Annotated in this window: 14 protein-coding genes; 11 read left to right on the top strand and 3 right to left on the bottom strand. The window is 63.5% G+C overall.

Features of this window, described 5'->3' with window-relative positions:
* Positions 1-73 precede the first annotated feature (73 nt).
* From BW940_RS13170 to BW940_RS13180, 3 genes are all read left to right on the top strand, one after another.
* Positions 74-499: a DUF5791 family protein gene (locus BW940_RS13170; RefSeq protein ID WP_076609678.1), complete on the top strand. Its 426-nt coding sequence runs from the start codon at positions 74-76 to the stop codon at positions 497-499.
* A gap of 72 nt (positions 500-571) precedes the next feature.
* Entirely contained in the window at positions 572-1,462 is an 891-nt protein-coding gene (locus BW940_RS13175; RefSeq protein WP_076609679.1) for an SDR family oxidoreductase, read from the top strand.
* A gap of 227 nt (positions 1,463-1,689) precedes the next feature.
* On the top strand, positions 1,690-2,877 hold the full coding sequence (locus BW940_RS13180) for a DHH family phosphoesterase (RefSeq protein ID WP_076609680.1): 1,188 nt from the start codon (positions 1,690-1,692) through the stop codon (positions 2,875-2,877).
* A gap of 29 nt (positions 2,878-2,906) precedes the next feature.
* On the opposite strand, the gene glmM is transcribed toward BW940_RS13180, so the two are convergent.
* The gene (gene glmM, locus BW940_RS13185) at positions 2,907-4,229 is read right to left on the bottom strand and encodes a phosphoglucosamine mutase (RefSeq protein WP_076609681.1); all 1,323 of its coding nucleotides are present in this window, start codon (positions 4,227-4,229) and stop codon (positions 2,907-2,909) included.
* Positions 4,230-4,354: 125 nt separating this feature from the next.
* Here glmM and BW940_RS13190 point away from each other — a divergent pair, with 125 nt between their 5' ends.
* The 5 genes from BW940_RS13190 (at position 4,355) to BW940_RS13210 (ending at position 11,272) form a co-directional block, all read left to right on the top strand.
* Positions 4,355-4,663: a transcription factor S gene (locus tag BW940_RS13190; protein WP_076609682.1), complete on the top strand. Its 309-nt coding sequence runs from the start codon at positions 4,355-4,357 to the stop codon at positions 4,661-4,663.
* Positions 4,664-4,727: 64 nt separating this feature from the next.
* Complete coding sequence (locus BW940_RS13195; protein WP_076609683.1) at positions 4,728-5,036, top strand: DUF7518 family protein; 309 nt, start codon at positions 4,728-4,730, stop codon at positions 5,034-5,036.
* 82 nt (positions 5,037-5,118) lie between these two features.
* Positions 5,119-8,709 carry a chromosome segregation protein SMC gene (gene smc / locus BW940_RS13200; RefSeq protein WP_076609684.1) on the top strand — a complete coding sequence of 1,197 codons (3,591 nt, stop codon included), beginning with the start codon at positions 5,119-5,121 and terminating at the stop codon, positions 8,707-8,709.
* Positions 8,702-9,709 (top strand): segregation and condensation protein A, encoded by a 1,008-nt coding sequence (locus BW940_RS13205; protein WP_084776765.1) that lies wholly within the window; start codon positions 8,702-8,704, stop codon positions 9,707-9,709. The genes smc and BW940_RS13205 overlap by 8 nt, the downstream gene beginning before the upstream one ends.
* A gap of 117 nt (positions 9,710-9,826) precedes the next feature.
* A complete protein-coding gene (locus BW940_RS13210; protein WP_076609686.1) occupies positions 9,827-11,272 on the top strand; it encodes an MATE family efflux transporter in 1,446 nt (481 codons plus the stop codon).
* Between the two features lie 23 nt (positions 11,273-11,295).
* Here BW940_RS13210 and BW940_RS13215 read toward each other — a convergent pair whose 3' ends face one another.
* Entirely contained in the window at positions 11,296-11,994 is a 699-nt protein-coding gene (locus BW940_RS13215) for a phosphoribosyltransferase (RefSeq protein WP_076609687.1), read from the bottom strand.
* Between the two features lie 151 nt (positions 11,995-12,145).
* On the opposite strand from BW940_RS13215, the gene thiC reads away from it, so the two are divergent.
* Together thiC and BW940_RS13225 are read left to right on the top strand one after the other, a co-directional pair.
* A complete protein-coding gene (gene thiC, locus BW940_RS13220; protein ID WP_076609688.1) occupies positions 12,146-13,588 on the top strand; it encodes a phosphomethylpyrimidine synthase ThiC in 1,443 nt (480 codons plus the stop codon).
* 63 nt (positions 13,589-13,651) lie between these two features.
* The gene (locus BW940_RS13225; RefSeq protein WP_076609689.1) at positions 13,652-14,551 is read left to right on the top strand and encodes a PhzF family phenazine biosynthesis protein; all 900 of its coding nucleotides are present in this window, start codon (positions 13,652-13,654) and stop codon (positions 14,549-14,551) included.
* A gap of 86 nt (positions 14,552-14,637) precedes the next feature.
* Here the strand turns inward: BW940_RS13225 and BW940_RS13230 are convergent, their stop codons facing one another.
* Positions 14,638-15,348 (bottom strand): helix-turn-helix domain-containing protein, encoded by a 711-nt coding sequence (locus tag BW940_RS13230; protein WP_076609690.1) that lies wholly within the window; start codon positions 15,346-15,348, stop codon positions 14,638-14,640.
* 179 nt (positions 15,349-15,527) lie between these two features.
* Between BW940_RS13230 and BW940_RS13235 the strand changes: the two genes are divergently transcribed.
* The gene (locus BW940_RS13235; protein WP_076609691.1) at positions 15,528-16,385 is read left to right on the top strand and encodes an SDR family oxidoreductase; all 858 of its coding nucleotides are present in this window, start codon (positions 15,528-15,530) and stop codon (positions 16,383-16,385) included.
* Positions 16,386-16,387 lie beyond the last annotated feature (2 nt).

Genomic DNA, 16,387 nt, shown 5'->3' on the forward strand with positions numbered 1-16,387 from the left:
ACTGGCTGCTACAGTCTGCACGGCAGTGGTTCCGATAGTAATACCTTTCAGCGCGATACCCGTTCGTTCTGCCATGTTCTACGAACAGCGGATGACCGTTCCCGACTCGCCCGCTGCACTCCGTGCCGAGTACGAAGCCGATCTCAGGTCGGTTATCGACCAGTACGGCGTCGACGAGGTCGCCACCGTGACCGACGTTGACCGCGACTCCCTCGAGGCGCTTCTCGAGGGCGACACAGTCTCGCTCACACTCACCGAGACAGCGCAAATTCAGGCACTTGAGGACGGCGAACCCGACCCAGAAGAGATCGAGACCATCGCCTGTGAGCATCTCCTCCTGGGGATGTCGACAGCTGTCCTCGACGTCGACGCGATCGAGACCGAACTCGAGATCGACCTCGAGGCCAAGGAGGTCCAACAGAAGATCGAACGGCGCGCGCCGATGTCACTCGAGGAGTTCGTCCACATCCAGTACGTGATCGCCGACGGCACTCGCTGAGCCTCGAGCGGCAGTGCCAGCCAGTCTCGCTGCGAGCAGGGGGGTTATAATCAATCAGGCCGGACTGTGAGCATGGACGTTGCAATTTTAGGCTGTGGGTACGTCGGCCTCGAGCTGGGCCGACAGCTCACCGACCGCGGCCACGACGCGATCGGGGTGCGTCGATCCGACGACGGTATCGAGGCGATCACCGAGGCCGGGTTCGAGGCCGTACAAGCAGATATCACCGACCGGGAGGCCCTCGAGACCGTGCCGGACGTCGATGCGATCGTCTTCGCCGCCAGCAGCGGCGGACGTGGCGCAGCGACAGCCCGTGAGGTGTACGTCGAGGGGCTCCGGACGGCGATCGAACAGTTCGGCGAACGCGACGCGAGCCCCGAGCGGCTGGTGTACACCTCCTCGACGGGTGTCCTCGGCGACCACGACGGCGACTGGGTCGACGAGGAGACGCCACTGGAGCCGACGACCGAGAAAACCGAGGTGCTCGCCGAGGCCGAGCGAGTCGCCCTCGAGTTACCGCCGGAGTACGGGTTCGAGGGAACCGTCGCACGCTACGCTGGCCTCTACGGCCCCGGTCGCTACCGTCTCGAGCGCTACCTCGAGGGACCGGTCACCGAGGGCTATCTGAACATGGTCCATCGCGACGATGCCGCAGGAGCCGTCCGCTACCTGCTCGAGGATGACCTCGCCCGCGGAGAGGTCGTCCAGGTCGTCGACGACGAACCCGTCGACAAGTGGACGTTCGCCGACTGGCTGGCCGAGGCCTGCGGTGTCGATCAGCCGCCGAAACGGACGAAGGCCGACCGACTCGAGGATACGGGGCTCTCGGAGGCCGCTCGGCGACGGATCCTGACGAGCAAGCGCTGTTCGAACGAGAAACTGCGGGACCTGGGCTATGACTTCGTCTACCCAACGTATCGGGAGGGATACCGTGACGCAATCGACGCCTATAGCACCAACTGAAACGATTGAGACGGTCCGCTGTCCCGATGTCCCGGTGCACTCGCAGGGCAGTCGTGGCTGTACCGGCACTGACTGACAGCGGTCCTATCACATATCGCAGCGCCGTCGTGCGATGCGGTGTGCAGCGACGGTCAGTGGCTCCTGAACGTCGACAATCATGACTACGGCTGACAGCGTGCCGTCACGTGCGGGGGAAAATTCTTGATGATTCGATATAATTGTGTGATATGCTAAATCGGACCACCTCAAGTAGCAGTGCGTCCCTCGAGGTGGCTCTGGTGGTGGTCGACTCGGTCGTCGATACGGCACGATCCCTCGAGCCGCTGGTGCTCTCCTTGCTCGTGGTGGCGGCCGTCGGTGTTGTCCTCGGCGGCTGGTGGGTCGTTCGGTGGTTTCGGCGGCCGCCGGGTGTCCATCTGCAGCGACTGCTGGGCAACTACGACGACGTCGCGGTGTTGATGCACCCAAACCCGGACCCGGATGCGATGTCCTGTGCGATGGCAGTCGAACGGATCGCGGCGTCCGCCGGGACCGATACGACGCTCCAGTACGCCGGTGAGATCCGCCATCAGGAAAATCGGGCGTTTCGAACCGTCCTCGACGTCGAGGTCGAGTCGATCGAGTCGAGTTCACAGCTCGCTGCTGACGCCGTCGTCCTCGTCGACCACAACACGCCGCGTGGCTTTGCGGGGTCACAGACCGTCGAACCGATTGCGGTCATCGATCACCATCCCGGCAACGGGACGGGAACGGAGTTTACCGACGTCCGCACAGCGTACGGCGCGGCGTCGACGATCCTCGTCGAGTATCTCGACGAACTCGAGGCAACGATCGGTCCCGGAAACGAGGCCGGGCTCGAGGTCTCCGAGGAGCTTGCGACCGGGTTGCTGTATGGCATTCTAGCCGATACGAACCACCTGACAAAGGGCTGCTCGCGGGCGGAGTTCGACGCCTGTGGGACGCTGTTTCCGGGTATCGATCAGGATCTGCTCGATCGGATCGCTAACCCACAGGTCAGCGACGATGTCCTGCAGATCAAGGCGACGGCGATCACCGAGAAACGCGTCGAAGGCCCGTTTGCCGTCTGTGACGTCGGCGAACTCTCGAACGTCGACGCGATCCCCCAGGCCGCAGACGAACTCATGCAGTTAGAGGGGATCACGGCAGTCGTCGTCTACGGCGAGAACGACGGTACGATCCACCTTTCGGGGCGCTCCCGGGACGATCGGGTCCACATGGGAGAAACGCTCCGCCACGCCGTAAGCGGTATTCCGATGGCCGATGCGGGCGGCCACGCCCGAATGGGCGGCGGGCAGGTGTCCGTCGATCACATGGCAGGGATCGGTCCCTCAGACGGGATCAGCAAAGACGAGTTCGAAGCGCGGCTCTTTTCGGCGCTAGCTGGCGAACGGTAGGAGATCGTTGACAGCCACTCGAGGCCGGTCTACGCGGCGTCGACTGCGTCCGCAACGAGCCCACGGGCGTCCTCGAACAGCGCCTCGGCCCGCTCGGGATCGCGTGCTTCCGCGGTGACGCGGACGAGCGCCTCGGTCCCGCTGGGACGGATGAGTGTCCAGCCGTCGCCATACTCGATCCGGATCCCATCGAGCGCATCGATCTCCAAGTCGCGCTCGCGGACCGCGGCCTCGACGCGGTCCATGGCGGCAGCCTTGTTCTCGACCTCGATCGCGGTTCGCCGGATCGGATACGTCTCGAGGGCGTCGACCGCTGCCCCGAGTGGGCCGTCTCGAGCGACCATCGCGGTGAGGATGCCGGCTGCGAGCGGCGCGTCGGGACAGAGCGTTTCCGCGGGCCAGATCCAGGCACCACTCGGTTCGCCGCCGAAGACGACCTCGGGCTCGGTCGCCCGTTCGGCCACGTAGACGTCGCCGACGGCCGTCCGCGTCACGGTCGCGCCGACGGCTGCGAGCGCGTCGTCGACGGCGAGGCTCGTGTTCAGCGGGGCAGCGACCTGCTCGCCATCGCCCGCCGCCTCGCGGGCGAACAGCGCGAGCAGGAGGTCTTTCGGGACGAACTCGCCGCGTTCGTCGACGGCCACCATTCGATCGCCGTCGCCGTCGTGGGCAATCCCGAGGTCGGCGTCCGTCGCGCCGACCAGTTGCTGGAGATCCGTCAACGTCTCCGCGTTGGGTTCGCTGGGCCGGCCCGGGAAGCGCCCGTCTTGCTGGGCGTTGAGCGTCCGTACCTCACAGCCCAGTTCGACCAGCGCATCCGCCGTGACACTGCCGGCTCCGTTGCCGACGTCGATAACGACCTCGAGGCCGTCGACCTCGCTGACGGTGTCGACGATCGTCTCCACGTGGCGCTCGAGCAGGCCGTCGTGGTGGCTGCGGTCGCCGATGCCGGTCCAGTCCTCGAGGTCGTAGCGCTCGTTCTCGACGCGGTCGGTGATCGCCGCCCGGCGCTCGGTGTCAAAGGCCTGCCCGCTCGGCGACCAGAGTTTGATCCCGTTGTCTTTGGCCGGGTTGTGCGAAGCTGTGATTACAACCCCTGCGTCGGCCTCGAGCCAGTCGACGCCGCGGGCGACAGTCGGCGTCGGCGCAATACCGACCTCGACAACGTCCCCGCCACACTCGCGGACGCCGGCAGAGAGTGCGTCGACCAGCATCGTGCCACTCTCGCGGACGTCACGGCCGACGACGACGCGTTCGTACCCCTCCGAAGCGAGCGCCCGACCGATCGACAGCGCCAGTTCGGCCGTGACCTCCTCGCCAACCTCGCCGCGAATACCGCTCGTTCCGAACATGCTCGAGGGATAGCACGGGTGGGTATATAAAAATCGGAACACCGTCCGGCGTTCTGAGAGGGCAGGCCCGACAAGGAGAGTAAACGCGCCGCTTAAGTCACTCGGCCGATGTAGCCCGGACAACGATGGAATTTTGTGACGAATGCGGTTCGATGATGAAAGCCGACGACGGCCGCTGGGAGTGTGGGAGCTGTGGCTATACGAAACCGAAAGGTGACACGTCCGAGTATACCGTGACGGACGACCAGGAAGCGAGCGAGGTCATCGAGTCGTCCGGGGAAACGTCGCTACCGGAGACGGATGCCCACTGCCCCGAGTGTGGCAACGATCGTGCCCACTGGTATATGCAACAGATCCGCTCGGCCGACGAATCCGAGACGCGCTTTTTCATCTGCACCGAATGTGAACACAAGTGGCGCGAAGACGATAACTGAACATACCAGAACAGTTAGCTGTGTCTGACGTACGTTTATGTGGGCGGACGGACCGCTAGATGATATGTCGAACAATCGCGTCGAGCAGCTCGAAGCGACGGTTGCAGAACTCGAGTCGACGGTCGAGGGGCTGACGGACGAACTCATCGAATCGAAAGAGCGCATCCGCGTTCTCGAGGCCGAACTCGACACCGAGACGCCGACGCGCGTTCCCGAACGACGCGTCAGCACGGACGAGACGGCGAACGACCAGAACACCCAGGAGGCAGCGCCCGACGAGGTCGCCGAAGCGGCCGCCGATGCGGACGCCGAAGACGAGACGGCCACCGACGAAACGGAAGACTCAGGTAGCGACGACATTATTGTCGCATAACTGCGCGGCGGCGTCGCGTCTCACTCGAGTGAGACGTGACGACCTGACCGCGATTCCCTGCCGTGACGAAGTTGGCTCAAGCATGTATATCAAGGCACTCGTTCTGGACGATTTCAAGAGCTTCGGCCGCAAGACGAAGATTCCGTTCTACGAGGATTTCACGGTCGTCACCGGGCCGAACGGCTCCGGTAAATCGAACATCATCGACGCCGTCCTCTTTGCGCTCGGACTGGCTCGAACCCGCGGCATTCGGGCCGAAAAACTGACCGACCTCATCTACAACCCCGGGCACGAAGACGGCGACCGTTCTGCCGGCCCCCGCGAGGCGACCGTCGAGGTCATTCTGGACAACGCTGACAGCACGCTCGAGCGGTCACAGGTCGTCAACGCCGCCGGCAGCGAGGACATCGGCGACGTCGACGAGATTCGCATCCGCCGGCGGGTCAAAGAAACCGAGGACAACTACTACTCCTACTACTATCTCAACGATCGCTCGGTCAACCTCTCGGACATTCAGGACCTGCTCGCACAGGCCGGTGTCACCCCCGAGGGCTACAACGTCGTCATGCAGGGTGACGTCACCGAGATCATCAACATGACGCCGCATGCTCGCCGGGAGATCATCGACGAGATCGCCGGCGTCGCGGAGTTCGACGCGAAAAAAGAAGATGCCTTCGAGGAACTCGAGGTCGTCGAAGAGCGGATCGACGAGGCCGAACTCCGTATCGAGGAGAAACGCGACCGACTCACCCAACTCGAGGACGAACGCCAGCAAGCCCTTCGATACCAACGGCTGCGGCGTGAAAAGGAGGAGTACGAGGGTTACAAGAAGGCCAGCGAACTCGAGGAGAAGCGCGACGAACTCGCGAGCGCCGAGAATCGCGTCACCGATCTCGAAGACGAACTGACGGGGCTCCAGCGCGAACTCGACGAGCGCCAGGGTGTGGTCGTTCGGCTGCAGGAAGACCTCGAGGATCTGAACGCCGAAATCGAACGCAAAGGCGAGGACGAACAGCTTCAGATCAAAAGCGAGATCGAGGAGATCAAAGGTAATATCTCCCGGCTCGAGGACAAGATCGAGACCAGCGAGGACGCGATCGAAGCCGCCGAATCGAAGCGCCGCGAAGCGTTCGTCAAGATCGACCGCAAACAGGAGCAGATTGAAGACCTCGACGACGAACTCCGCGACCACAAACTCGAGAAGGCACAGGTCAAAAGCGAGATTCAGGACCGCGAGGCCGAACGCGACGCCCTCGAGGCCGAGATCGACGCCGTCGACACCGAGTTCGACGAACTAAAAGCCGATCTCGCCGAGCGAAAAGACGATCTGGAAGCGGTCAAGACCGAGAAAAACGACCTCCAGCGCGAACAGGACCGCCTGTTAGACGAGGCGCGGCGGCGGTCGAACGCGATCAGCGAGAAAGAGACGACGATCGAACAACGCCGCGAGGAGATTCCCGAACTCGAGAGCAAACACGCCGACCTCGAGCGAGAACTCGAGAAGGCCGAAAAGAACCGCGAGAACATCGCAGGTGTCGTCGACGATCTCAAAGACGAGAAACGCCGGCTCCAGTCGAACGTCGACGACGTCGATGACGAGATTCAGGCGAAACAACAGGAGTACGCCGAACTCGAGGCCAACGCGGGCAAAAGCGGCGACTCCTCGTTCGGCCGCGCGGTGACGACGATCCTCAACGCGGGGATCAACGGCGTCCACGGCGCGGTCGCGCAGTTAGGGACCGTCCCCGGCGAGTACGCCGTCGCCTGCGAGACTGCTGCAGGCGGGCGACTCGCGAACGTGGTCGTCGACGACGACGTCATCGGTCAGCAGTGTATCGACCACCTCAAATCGCGCAACGCGGGGCGGGCGACGTTCCTGCCGATGACGGACATGCACAAGCGCCGGCTGCCAAACGCGCCGAGCGATCCCGGCGTGGTCGACTTTGCGTACAATCTCGTCGATTTCGACGGGCAGTACGCCGACGTCTTCTCGTACGTCCTCGGCGACACGCTGGTCGTCGAAGACTTAGAGACCGCCCGCTCGTACATGGGCGACTACCGAATGGTCACGCTCGACGGCGATCTCGTCGAGAAAAGCGGCGCGATGACCGGCGGCTCCGGCGGCGGCTCACGCTACTCCTTTACCGGGGGTGGCGAGGGCCAACTCGAGCGCGTCGCCACACAGATCACCGACCTCCAGGACCAGCGCGACTCGCTTCGCGAGGAGCTTCGAGGCGTCGAGGAGCGCCTCGACGATGCCCGCGACCGCAAGACAGATGCCGCCGACGAGGTGCGCTCGATCGAAACCGAACTCGAGAGCCTCGCGGACAAACGCGAGTCGATCGAAGCCGAGATCGACACGCTCCAGAACGACCTCGAAGCCCTCGAGGCCGAACGGGAGTCCGTCGACGAGCGGATGACCGAACTCTCCGGCGAGATCGAGACAAAGACGGCCGAGGTCGCGGAGATCGAAGCCGAGATCGACGACCTCGAGACCGAACTCGCCGACTCGAAGATTCCCGAACTGACCGCCGAGATCGAGACCCTCGAGGCCGAAATTGACGAGCGCGACGACCGCATCGCGGATCTCGACAGCACACTCAACGAACTGAGCTTAGAGAAGGAGTACGCCGAGGACGCGATCGCGGACCTCCACGACGACATCGAGACGGCCCAGAACCGGAAAGCCGAACAGGAAGCCCGGATCGACGAGTGCGAGGACGCAATCGCTGACAAACGTGAGGCTCTCGAGGCAAAACGCGAGGCCGTCGCGGAACTCGAGGACGAACTCACCGAGCTCAAAGCCGAGCGCAGCGATCTCAAAGAGGAGCTCTCGACGGCCCGAACGAAACGTGACCAGCAACAGGACCGAGTCAACGCCGTCGAGAGCAAACTCGAGAATGCACGCAGCCGGCTGAGCGACCTCGAGTGGGAAATCGAGAGCCTCGAGGCAGACGTCGGCGACTACGATCCCGAAGACGTGCCGGACCACGAGACAGTCCTCGAGATGATCGAGGTGTTGCAGGCGGATATGGAGGCAATGGAGCCGGTGAACATGCTCGCGATCGACGAGTACGACGACGTGCGAGCCGATCTCGAGGACCTCGAGGACGCGAAGGCGACGCTGGTCGAGGAAGCCGAGGGCATCCGCGACCGGATCGAACAGTACGAGACGCTGAAGAAACAGACGTTCATGGACTCCTACGACGAGATTGCCGAGCAGTTCACGGAGATCTTCGAGAAGCTCTCGGAGGGGACCGGGACCCTCCATCTGGAGAACGAGGCCGATCCGTTCGACGGCGGGCTGACGATGAAAGCCCAGCCCGGCGACAAGCCGATTCAGCGACTGGACGCGATGTCCGGCGGCGAGAAGTCGCTGACGGCGCTGGCGTTCATCTTCGCGATCCAGCGCCACAACCCGGCCCCGTTCTACGCGTTAGACGAGGTCGACGCCTTCCTCGATGCCGTCAACGCAGAACGGATCGGCCAGATGGTCGACGAACTCTCGAACAAGGCGCAGTTCGTCGTCGTCTCCCATCGCTCTGCGATGCTCGACCGCTCCGAACGGGCGATCGGGGTGACGATGCAACAGGACAACGTAAGTGCGGTGACTGGGATCGATCTGAGCGGCGAGGGCGAGGACGAGGGTGAGGAGGTGCCGGCAAGTGACTGAGGATGGCGACGACATCCCGCTGCACATCGCTGGCCACGAAGCACGCGAGCGACCGGGCGATTCGCAGTCAGGGTCGGATACAGCCACGGAAACGACCTCGAGTCCCGATTCCCAACACGCTCCGTCTGAGGAGACGATCCTCGAGTTTTCCGAAGACGACGAGCTTGACACGGCGTCCGACGGCGATGACGAGGACGTCGAGCCCGTCGAACTGCTGGTCCAACTCGCCAAAGACGGCGAGATCGATCCGTGGGACATCGACATCGTCGCGGTGACGGACAAGTTCCTCGAGGCGCTCGACGACGCCGACCTGCGGACCTCGGGCCGGGCGCTATTTTACGCGAGCGTGCTTCTGCGGATGAAAAGCGACGAGCTGTTCGCGCCGGATGAGCCCGAGGAGGAGGAACTGCCCCCGTGGGAGGCCCCCTTCGCGGACGAGGAGCCGATCGGCGGTGGCGACGAAGACGGCAGGCCAGCACCCGGGTTCGACCCCGTCGAGAGCCTCGAGGCGGAGATGGAACGCCGCCTCGAGCGCAAACACGCCCGCGGGAAGCCGGAGACGCTCGATGAGTTGGTCAGAGAGCTGCGCAGCGCCGAACGCGACACGCGATGGAAAGAGTCCCGAAGCTACGACACGAGCGACTCGCCGCGTGGGTACGACCGCGGCGTACAGGAGCTGAACTACCACTCGGGCGACGACTTCCGGGTCGACGACGAACCGACCAGCGACGACGTCACGCACACGACCCACGAGGAGGACATCGAAACGGTCATCGCCGACGTCGAAGGCGAACTCGAGAGCCAGTACGAGCAGGGCCGCGAGGAGGTGCTGTACGCCGAAATCGAGGGGGTTGGCGGCTCGCGCGTGATGACGTATCTGGCGTTACTCTTTCTGTCCCACCGTGGTCGGGTCCGTCTCGAGCAGGACGAACTGTTCGGCGATCTCTGGGTCCAAGACGCGACGGTGGCGACGGACTCGAGTGACGTGAGCGGCGACTGAATTCTGCAGCGTCGACTCTCGGCTCCGACAGAACGACGGTCAGGTCCGCCACGAGAGCGTGATCACAGATGTCACATCTCACGAGCGATAAAGTACGATGGGCCACAGTGGTAGGGTATGTCCTCCGGTCCATCCCTGGACGAGAGTAGCCTCACGGAGGGGAGTCTCGTCCGGCCGATGTTCAAACTGGCCTGGCCGCTCGTGGTCATCCAGTTGTTGCAGGTCGCCTACAACGTCGGCGACACGTTCTGGCTCGGGGCGCTCTCGCCCGACGCCGTCGGTGCGGTGAGTCTCGCCTTTCCGCTGCTCTTTCTGGTGGTCGCCGTCGGTGCTGGCTTCACGACAGCCGGCTCGATTCTACTCGCCCAACATACAGGTGCTGAAAGCGGCGAGGGCGGCCTGATTGCCGGACAGACGATCTCGTTTCTCTCGCTGATCGCGGTTGCGCTCGGCGTCGTTGGGTATTTTGCGACGGATCCGATGCTCGCTGCGCTCCCCGCCGATAGCGACACGCAAACGGCGATCCTCCCGCTAGCTGCGGACTACCTGCGCATTTTCTTCCTCGGGGTTCCCTTCGTGTTCGGCTTTTTCGTCTTCGCTGCGCTCATGCGGGGCTACGGCAACACCCGCGCGCCGATGCGGGTGATGGTCATCAGCGTCGTCGTCAACCTCGTGCTCGATCCACTGCTCATCTTCGGCGTCGGACCACTGCCTCGCCTCGAGATCGAAGGTGCTGCCGTTGCGACTGTCGTCTCCCGGGGCCTCGCCACGGTGATCGGCTTCTACTTGCTGTACTACACAGCAACCGGCCCCACTATTGAACTGGGCCACCTTCGCCCACGTCTCGAGTACGTGAGCGAGATTACCCGACTCGGCGTCCCGACGGCGCTCGAGCAGTCGATGACGGCGCTGGCACTGGTCGCGATGACGGCGATCGTCGTCACCTTCCCGCCGGCGGTCGTCGCGGCCTACGGGCTGGGCAACCGACTGATCTCACTCGCCTTCCTGCCCGCGATGGGGATGGGACAGGCGACGGACTCGATCGTCGGGCAGAACTTAGGCGCTGGACGGGCCGACCGGGCGGCAAAGGCGACGTGGCTCGCCTCGGGCGTGATCGGCGGGATCATGGCCGCCGCCGGCGCGCTTGCGTTTCTCTTCCCGGAGCCGTTCGTCGCGGTGTTTCTCACGGCCGAGACGGCCGGGCGAGCCGAGACGCTCGCCTACGGCGTCACGTACCTCCAGTTCGCCGCCGTCGCGTTCGTCTTCATGGGCATCATGCAGGTCATGCTCGGGGCGTTTCGGGGAGCCGGCAACACGAAGACGGCGCTCGTGTTCTCTGTGCTGGGGCTGTGGATCGTCCGGGTCCCGGTCACTTACTACCTGATCTTCGTCGCCGACTGGGGAACAACGGGCATCTGGACGGGCGTCGTCGTGGGTGACGTCGTCGGCGCACTCGCCGCTGTCGCGTGGTTTACCCGTGGGACATGGAAAGAGTCGCTGGTCGACGACGACTCGGAGCCAGACCGAACGGAGCCGACCGAGGCAGAATCCGTCGCTGAGTGACGACGGTTCGAAAGCCGGAAAAATCAGTCGGCAGCCAGTTTCCACTCGCCCGGTCCGGCCGACTCGAGCACGTCACGCCGTTCCATCTCGGAGAGCACTTCGGGAATCCGGTCGGGCTGGGCGATCTCCATCTCGATGCGGTCGACGCCGTGGAACGCGGTGAGATAGTGGCGAATATCTTCCTGGGTGAACGACGCCTGGTCGGCCTGGGCCATCACGCTCGAGATCAGATCGATCATGTCCTCGATGAAGTTCCACGGGTAGACGACCCAGGTCCATTCCTCGAGGTGCTCGCCGACGTAGTCGGGTTCGTACTCGCTGGTGCCGAGCAACTGGAGGGTCGCGGTTCGAACCTCGCCGGCGTTGCGGTCGGTGACGTACTCGTAGGCACGTTCGATCGAGCCGCCGGTGTCGGCGATGTCGTCGATGATGAGCACGTCTTTACCCGCGACGCTGCCCTCGGGCATGGGGTAGCGAACGGTCGGTTCGTCGCTTTTCTCGGCGGCTCCGACGTAGTGTTCCATCTTCAGGCTCGTCAGATCGTCCAGGCCGAGGAAATCACAGAGACAGCGACCCGCAAACCAGCCGCCGCGGGCGAGTGCGACGACGACGTCGGGTTCGAACGCGTCGTCGCGAACCTCATCGCTCACGTCACGACACAGCCCGTAAATATACTCCCAGTTGGTGATCGTACAGTCGAAGTCGTCCGGTAGGTCGGACATGATGCTATCTACTCGAGCAAGCGCGCGCGACCCCCATAAGTGGGCTGAAACCAATCCCGGAGACCGACCACCGTGTCTCGAGGCGATCGCACCGCTCCTCGAGACGAGTAGCACAAACGATATATAACTAAGTAATACAACTTAGTTATCAATGGTGCAAACCCAGCTCGAAGCCGCCCGCGAGGGAACGATCACCGACGCGATGAACCGAGTCGCCGTCCGCGAGAACCGTGAGCCGGAATTCGTCAGAGAGCAGGTCGCCGAGGGACAGGCCGTCATTCCGGCAAACACCACTCACGACGCGCTCGATCCGATGATCATCGGCCGCGAGTTCGCGACGAAAGTCAACGCAAACATCGGCAACAGCGAGACAACCAGTGACCTCGAGGGGGAACTCGAGAAACTCCACACGGCGGTCCACTACGGCGCGGATACGGTGATGGATCTCGGCACTGGAAGCGACTTGGACAAGATTCGCGAGACCCACATCGAGCACTCGCCGGTGCCGATCGGAACTGTGCCGCTGTACGAGGCCGTCAAGCAGGCGGGGAGTCCCGAGGCCATCACGACAGCGCTCTTGCTCGAGATCATCGATAAACAGGCCGAGCAGGGGGTCGACTACATGACGATCCACGCGGGGATTCTGGCGGAACACCTGCCGCTGACTGACGGGCGAAAGACGGGGATCGTCTCCCGTGGCGGTTCGATTATGGCGACGTGGATGGAAGCCCACGGCGAGCAGAATCCGCTGTTTCAGGTCTACGACGAGATCTGTGAGATTTTCGCCGCTCACGACGTCACGTTCAGCCTCGGCGACAGCCTGCGGCCGGGCTGTCTTGCCGACGCCTGCGACGAGGCCCAGTACGCCGAACTCGACACGCTCGGCGAGTTGACCCGGCGCGCCTGGGACCACGGCGTGCAGGTGATGGTCGAAGGGCCGGGCCACGTCCCGATGGATAAAGTCGCCGAGAACGTCGAGCGCCAGCAGGCAGTCTGTGACGGCGCGCCATTTTATGTGCTCGGTCCACTGGTGACCGACGTTGCACCCAGCTACGACCACATCACGAGCGCCATCGGGGCTGCGATGGCAGCGCAGGCCGGCGCGGCGATGTTGTGTTACGTTACCCCCAAAGAACACCTCGGCCTCCCCGACGAGAATGACGTCCGCGACGGGCTCGCTGCCTACCGGATCGCCGCCCACGCGGGCGACGTCGGTAACGGTCGCCCCAGCGCTCGAGACTGGGACGACGCCCTCTCGGAAGCCCGCTACGCGTTCGACTGGCGCGAGCAGTTCCGCCTCGCGCTCGATCCCGACCGGGCCCGCGAGTATCACGACCAGACGCTGCCCGAAGACAACTACAAAGACGCCCGTTTCTGCTCGATGTGCGGCGTCGAGTTCTGCTCGATGCGGATCGATCAGGACGCTCGCGACCGTGCGGGCGGCGAGATGGACCGCCTCGAGTCCGGGATTGACCTCGAGTCGTCGCCAGCCGCTGAGGTGAACCGTCCCCCTGTGGGAACCCACGAGTCGGCGACGCTGCCGTCGGACGAGGAGTGGACCGATCGATCAGTCGAAGAAGTTGGCGACGACTGAGTCGCTCGACGGTCGACAGCTGACGACCGAGGATTGATACGTCACTCGGCCGACCGATGGCATATGAACACGACTCGAGTCTTGCAGGTCGACGCTTTCACAGACGAACCGCTGACCGGTAACCCGGCTGGTGTCGTCCCGGATGCAGACGGGCTCTCGGACGCACAGATGCAATCGATCGCCGCCGAAATTGCCGTCAGCGAGACGGCGTTCCTGCGCTCGAGCGAGCGCGCCGACCGGCGGATTCGCTACTTCACGCCGACCCAGGAGGTCGATCTCTGCGGGCACGCGACCATCGGCTCCTTTGCCTATCTCTACGACGAGGGTCTCGATCCCGGCACGACCACCCTCGAGACGAACGTCGGCGACCTCGAGATCGAACTCGAGGACGACGGCACGGTCTGGATGACACAGGATCGACCGCAGGTGCGCGAGGTCGACATCGGCTACGACCGCGTTGCCGATGCGCTCGGTGTCGAACAGGCCGCCCTCGAGGGCGCAAGCGACGACATTCCGCTCGCAGTGTCCTCGACCGGCCTGCCGTTTCTGGTCGTCCCCATTACGTACCTCTCCGACGTCGGGAGCGCCGAGCCGGACATGACGGCCGTCGAAGCGCTGACCGACGCGCTTGACGTGACTGGTGTCTATCTCTTCACGTTCGATGCACTCGCACGCGAGTCGACGCTGCACGGGCGGATGTTCGCGCCGGGGGCTGGCGTGCCGGAAGATCCAGTCACGGGGACCGCAAGCGGTGCCGTCGGCGCGTACCTCGATCACTTCGGCGCGTTCGACGACGACTTCCCCGACGAACTCCGCCTCGAGCAGGGTCACTACGTCGACCGCCCGGGACTGGTTCGCGTTCGCGTCGATGGCGATGTCCGGGTCGGCGGTCGCGGCGTAACCGTTCTGGACGGCTCGCTCGTGGTTCCGGCGGACGACGAGGAGGAGATTCTCGAGGCCTGATACGGTCTGCTGTCCCGAGTTACCTATCCCTAAAGAACGGTTTCGGGTGACGGAACCGGAAACGACTGCGAACCGTCGTCTCGGAACTATCGCGTTCCGTCCATGTTCTCGAGCGCCGAGAGAGCAGCTTTCAGGACCTTTCGCTCGCCCCGGCGCAGGTTCATCGAGACGGCCGTCTTCGAGACGTCGAAGTGGTCCGATAATTCGTCGAGCGTCGTCTCGCGTGGCGTCTCGTAGTAGCCGTTTCGGGAGGCGACCTCGAACGTCTCGCGTTCGGTCTCGGTGAGCGATCGACAGCCCTCGAGCATCCGAAGCGCGCTGTCGGAGTTTTCGAGGAGGTCGAACAGTGCCGTCGGGCCGACCTGGTCGCGATCCTCGACGGTGAACTCGTTGTGTCGCTCGAGTTCGGCGAGCGCGTGATCCTCGTCGCGGTCGTCGTCGAAACCGACGTGCCAGCGTTCCTGCCCGTCCTCGATCTGGAAGGGGCCGGTGATGTAGCCACCGTTTTGCTGGATCGTCCGCATCGCGTTCGTCTCCTCGATCGTCGTGCCGATCTCGGCGACGTTGTCGCGTTTCGAGAGAATGTAACACTCTCGCATATTCGGGTGCTCGCGAAGCTCGTGCAGGCCGGCCTCGAGCGAACTCGTCGACTCTCCTCTCGCGATCAGCCGCGTCTCGAGTTGTGCATCGTCGGTATCAAGTTGCCACTGGACGGCCGAGAAGGCGATATCGACGTCGTCGGTCGTATCGATAAACGGACAGTCGTACTGCCGCATATCGATGTCGAGGTCGATCATACTAGGGATCAGGACTCATACAAGGTATTAATACTTGTTACTAATTGTCGTGGTATCGGCCGGAAGTAGTTGGTAACGCGACCAGTAGCCACTGGGGACACACGAAGACCAGACGCCGTTTGATATGTTAACGGCTGTGTTTTAGCGTGTCTCGGGAGAACGTACAGTCAGTACAACAGATGTCCGAAACAGCAGTCGAACCACCGACAGTGACTCATGACGATATTCAGTCGATCGACGACGACTCGTTTACCGACCGCAACGTCTGTCTCGTGACGGGGGCCGGCTCCGGCATCGGCCGTGCGACCGCGCTCGCCGCCGCCGGAAACGGCCTCACCGTCGCCGCGACGGATATCGACGCCGACGGCCTCGAGGGAACGATCGACCGCGGCGACGAACTCGGTCTCGAGGGCGACATCGAGTCGATCGTCGGCGATCTGACCAGCGACGACGACCTCGAGCGAATCGTCGAGGAGGCAGCGCAGCTTGGTGATCTCAAGTATCTCGCGAACATCGCCGGGATGCAACACATCGACTCGATCGAGGACTTTCCCATGGAAACCTACGATCGCATGCACCAGGTCATGCTCCGCGCGCCGCTGTATCTCTCGAAGCTGTGCATTCCACACTTTCGCGAGACGGCGGATGGAGAGGGCTGTGTGGGGAACATGGGCTCGGTCCACGGCCACTACGTCACCAGCGACAAGGTTGGCTACAACGTCTCGAAGTTCGGGCTGCGCGGGCTTACCCAGTCGATCGCGGCCGAAGGCGACGGCGAGACCCGTGCGTACTCGGTCAGCACCGGCTACGTGAAGACGCCGCTGGTGATGAACCAGCTCAAAGACACTGCCGAACAACGCGGCATCGCCGTCGACGAGGTGATCGAAGACGTCATGCTGGGCCAATCCCGCGTCACGGAGATGATGGAACCCATCGATGTCGCCAATCTCTTCCTGTTCGGCTTTTCGGATCTCGGCCGACACCTCGATGGCGGCGACCTGTTGTTTGATGGGGGCATGACGCTAACCTACGAGTGACA

Source organism: Natronorubrum thiooxidans, from assembly GCF_900156475.1.
In the GTDB taxonomy this organism is placed as follows: domain Archaea; phylum Halobacteriota; class Halobacteria; order Halobacteriales; family Natrialbaceae; genus Natronorubrum; species Natronorubrum thiooxidans.